General features: G+C 72.0%; 3 protein-coding genes. 1 reads left to right on the forward strand and 2 read right to left on the reverse strand.

Annotation, left to right across the window (positions count from 1 at the left end; all coding sequences use genetic code 11):
* Nucleotides 1–1,627 (forward strand): DUF4153 domain-containing protein (locus ABD211_RS22550; protein ID WP_344135398.1); only part of this gene is annotated, 1,627 nt, incomplete at its 5' end.
* Between the two features lie 107 nt (nt 1,628–1,734).
* Here ABD211_RS22550 and ABD211_RS22555 read toward each other — a convergent pair.
* Nucleotides 1,735–2,565 (reverse strand): SAM-dependent methyltransferase, encoded by an 831-nt coding sequence (locus ABD211_RS22555; RefSeq protein WP_344135401.1) that lies wholly within the window; start codon nt 2,563–2,565, stop codon nt 1,735–1,737.
* Between the two features lie 88 nt (nt 2,566–2,653).
* The coding region (locus ABD211_RS22560) for a cellulose binding domain-containing protein (RefSeq protein ID WP_344135404.1) at nt 2,654–3,779 on the reverse strand (1,126 nt) is incomplete at its 5' end.

Below are 3,779 nucleotides of genomic sequence, written 5' to 3' on the forward strand. Positions count from 1 at the left end.
GGCCGCGCCGCCCGGGGTGGTGCCCGCGCCCGCCGCACCTGGCGTCGCGCCGTACGCCGTGTTCTACCCGAACCAGCCACGGCAGCCACTCCCGCCGATCGTGCCGTTCTTCGGCAAGCGATGGCCCGGCCCCGGCGACGGGAAGAACCGGGCGGTGCCGTACGCGGTGCTCGCGGGCGCGCTGTCGTTCGCGGTGTTCGTGCCGCTGTCGCGGGTCGGCATCGGCTGGCTGCTCGGCGGACTCGGCGCGGGCATCGCCGCCGGCGTCGTGGCGCGGCTCGGCGACGCGAAGCTGACCACCACCGACCGGGTGTTCCGGGCGATCTGGGGCGCGTCGGCGCTCGCCCTGCTCAGCGTCCTCGCGTTCCGCAACGCGTGGTGGCTGGTGACGTTCTGCGTGCTCGGGGCCCTGGGCTGCGCGACCCTCGCCGTCGTGGGCGGCCGGTCGATCCGCGCGCTGCTGTTCGGCCCGTTCGCCGTGGCCGCGGCCTCGATGCGCGGGCTGCCGTGGCTCGCGGGCAACCTCCGCTCCGACGAGGCAAGCGACGGGGCCGACGAAGCCGCCGGCGGCGAGGCGACACCCAACCGGGCCGGGCGTCTCGTGTGGTCGATCGGCGCCACGGTCCTGCTGCTGCTCATCTTCGGCGGGCTGTTCGCGTCCGCCGACGCCGCCTTCGCGGACGTACTCGAGAAGATTGTTCCTGACATCGACGCGGGGACCGTCTGGCTCTGGCTGTTCCTGTTCATCGCGGGCGGCCTGGCCACCCTCGCGGCGGTGTACCTGGTGAGCGCGCCCATCGACCTGGCCGGCATGCACACGCCGGCGAGGGCGCGGCTGGGCCGGCTCGAATGGGCGCTGCCGATCGGCGGCATGGTGCTGCTCTTCCTCGGCTTCGTGGTCATCCAGATCACGGTGCTGTTCGGCGGCAGCGACCACGTGCTCGACGCGAACGGTCCCACCTACGCCGAGTACGCGCGCAGCGGCTTCTGGCAGCTCATGTGGGCGACGATCCTGACCCTGGCGGTCATCGCGGCGACGATCCGGTGGGCGTCGGCGGAGCAGCCGGGCGACCGGCTCGTGCTGCGCATCCTGCTCGGGTCGCTGTCCGCGCTGAGCATGGTCATCGTCGCGTCGGCGCTCTCGCGGATGTACACCTACCAGCAGGCGTACAGCTTCACCGGGGAGCGCATCTTCGTGATGGGCTTCGAGCTGCTGCTCGGCCTCGCCTTCCTGATGATCATCGTGGCGGGCGCGGTATGGAACGGCTCCTGGATCCCCCGCGCGGGCGTGGGCACCATGGTCGTGCTGCTGCTCGCGCTCGCGGTGATGAACCCCGAGGCGTACGCCGCGAAGCGCAACGTGGACCGCTTCAACGAAACCGGCAAGATCGACCTGTACTACCTGGCGGCGCTGCGTGCCGACGCCACGGCCGAGCTGGCCAAGCTGCCGCCGGACGCCCGCAAGTGCGCCCTGTCGAAGATCGACGACCGGCTCCGCGAGCCGGACCCGTGGTACGCCTGGAACCTCGGTCGCGAGCAGGCCCGCAAGGTGCTCCGCGACCTGGGCCCGGGCGCTTCCGGCAACTGCCGCAACGCCCGCAAGTACGACTACCCCGCCAACCCGTAACCCACCCGGACGTCACAGGGTGGCATCGCGTCACAGCGGTGCCACCCTGTCGCGTCGCGCGGCCGACAGGTGGCGCCGGGCGAGCCGCTGGACCACCGGTGGTGGCGCTAGCCGGTGAGCCGGGACAGCCCGCCCACGAAAGTGTGGTACGTGTCCGACTGGTCGGGCCGCTTCTCACCGGGATCGGGCCGCCACTCGGCCAGCGGGACCAGGCCGGGGTCGAGCAGCTCGGTGTCGCCGAAGAACGCCAGGATCTCGTCCTGGGTGCGCCACCGGCCCGTACCCAGGGTCTGGTTGAAGATTCTCTCGATCGCGCGGGCCTTCGCGGACGCGATCGGGTGCTCGTCCCCGGGGTCGCGGAAGTGTGACAGCGCGAGATGACTGCCGGGGGCGAGCGGGGCGCGCAGGGTCGCGGCGACGGCGGCCGGGTCCTCGTCGTCGGCGAGATGGTGCAGGATGCCGAACAGGAGCAGCCCCACGGGCCGGGTGAAGTCGATGCGGGCGACGACGTCGGGGTGGCCGAGGATGTCCTGCGGCCGCTTCACATCGGCCTGGATGACGGTGGCGGTGGTGGCGTTGTCGAGCAGCGCGCGGCCGTGGGCGAGCACCATCGGGTCGATGTCGACGTAGATGACCCGCACGTCGGGTGCGTGCCGGGCGGCGATCTCGTGCACGTTGCCCTGGGTGGGCAGGCCCGAGCCGACGTCGATGAACTGCCGGATGCCCACGTCGGCCACGAGGTAGCGCACGACACGGCGCAGGAACGCGCGGTTGGCCTGCGCGGCCGCCGGCCCGTCGGGGGTGATCTTCAATGCCCGGACGGCCACCTCGCGGTCGATGGCGAAGTTGTCCTTGCCGCCGAGCATGTAGTCGTAGACGCGGGCGACGCTGGGCCGGGACTTGTCGACGCCGGACGGGATCGGCTGCTCGCTCGTCACGGAGCGAGCCTAGTGGAGCGTGCGGACGTCAGTCCACGCTGGCCGGTGGGCGGCGCGCTGCCGCGCCGCCCACCGGGATTGTGCCTGGTCAGCCGAGTGTGCAGGGGGTTCCGTTGACGGTGAAGAGGGTGGGCGGCGCATTGGTGCCCGTCCACGTTCCGATGAAGCCGAACGACGCGGAGCCGCCGGGCGGGATGAGCCTGTTCCAGCTGAGGCCCGCCGCCGTGACGGTCGAGCCCGACTGGGTCCGGGTGGCGTTCCAGATCTGGCTGATCTGCTGGCCGTTCGGGAAGTTGAAGATCAGGCTCCACGGGTCGATCGGGACGGTGCCCGTGTTGCGGATGCGGATCTCCGCCTGGAAGCCGCCGGGCCACGTGCTCTGGATGGTGTAGGTCACGGCGCATGAGACCCCGGACGAGGTCGGCGGCGCGCTGCTCGTCGGCGGCGAGGTGGTGCAGATGGTCAACACGGGGCACGTCGGCGGCGTGCCGATGCTGGTCTGCCCGGACGACGCGGAGATGTTGCCCGCCGCGTCCTTCGCCGTTACCGAGAAGATGTGCTGGGTGTCGGACGTGCCGATGGTGAACGACCGGCTGGTCGACGGGGCCGCCACGGTGACCAGCTCGACGATGTCCGTCCACTGGTGGACGATCTGGTAGCTGACGACGCCGACGTTGTCGGTGGACGCCGCCCAGCTGACCGTGGCGACGCCGTTCGCGACGGTGACCACCGGCTTGCCCGGCGCGGTCGGAGCCTGCGTGTCGACCGGGCCGCTCGTGGGCGGGCCGCTCGTGCACATCGACGGCGGCGGGCACGACGGCGGCGTGCCGTAGGCGGTGCTCGCCGACATCGCCGAACGGTTGCCCGACGTGTCGACGGCCTGCACCCAGATCCGCTCGTACGAGTACCAGCCGCTGGTCGACCAGCCGTTGGTGGCGACGCCGAAGCTGTAGACGACGTCGCCGATGATCCGGCTGACGATGTAGGACTGGATCGCGACGTTGTCGGTCGACGCGGCCCAGGTCACCGTGAACAGGTTGCCGCAGATGGCGATGACGGGCTTGCCCGGTGTGGTGGGCGCCTGGGTGTCGGCGGCCCCGCTCTGCGGCGGGGGCGGGGTGAGCCGGGTCGCGGTGGGTTGCGGCGTACAGCCCGCCGTGGTGCTCGGCGCGACCTGCCCGGTGGCGCTGGTCGCGGCGGCGGCCGCGGCGGAG

It is taken from the genome of Luedemannella flava (assembly GCF_039528515.1).
GTDB classification, from domain to species: domain Bacteria; phylum Actinomycetota; class Actinomycetes; order Mycobacteriales; family Micromonosporaceae; genus Luedemannella; species Luedemannella flava.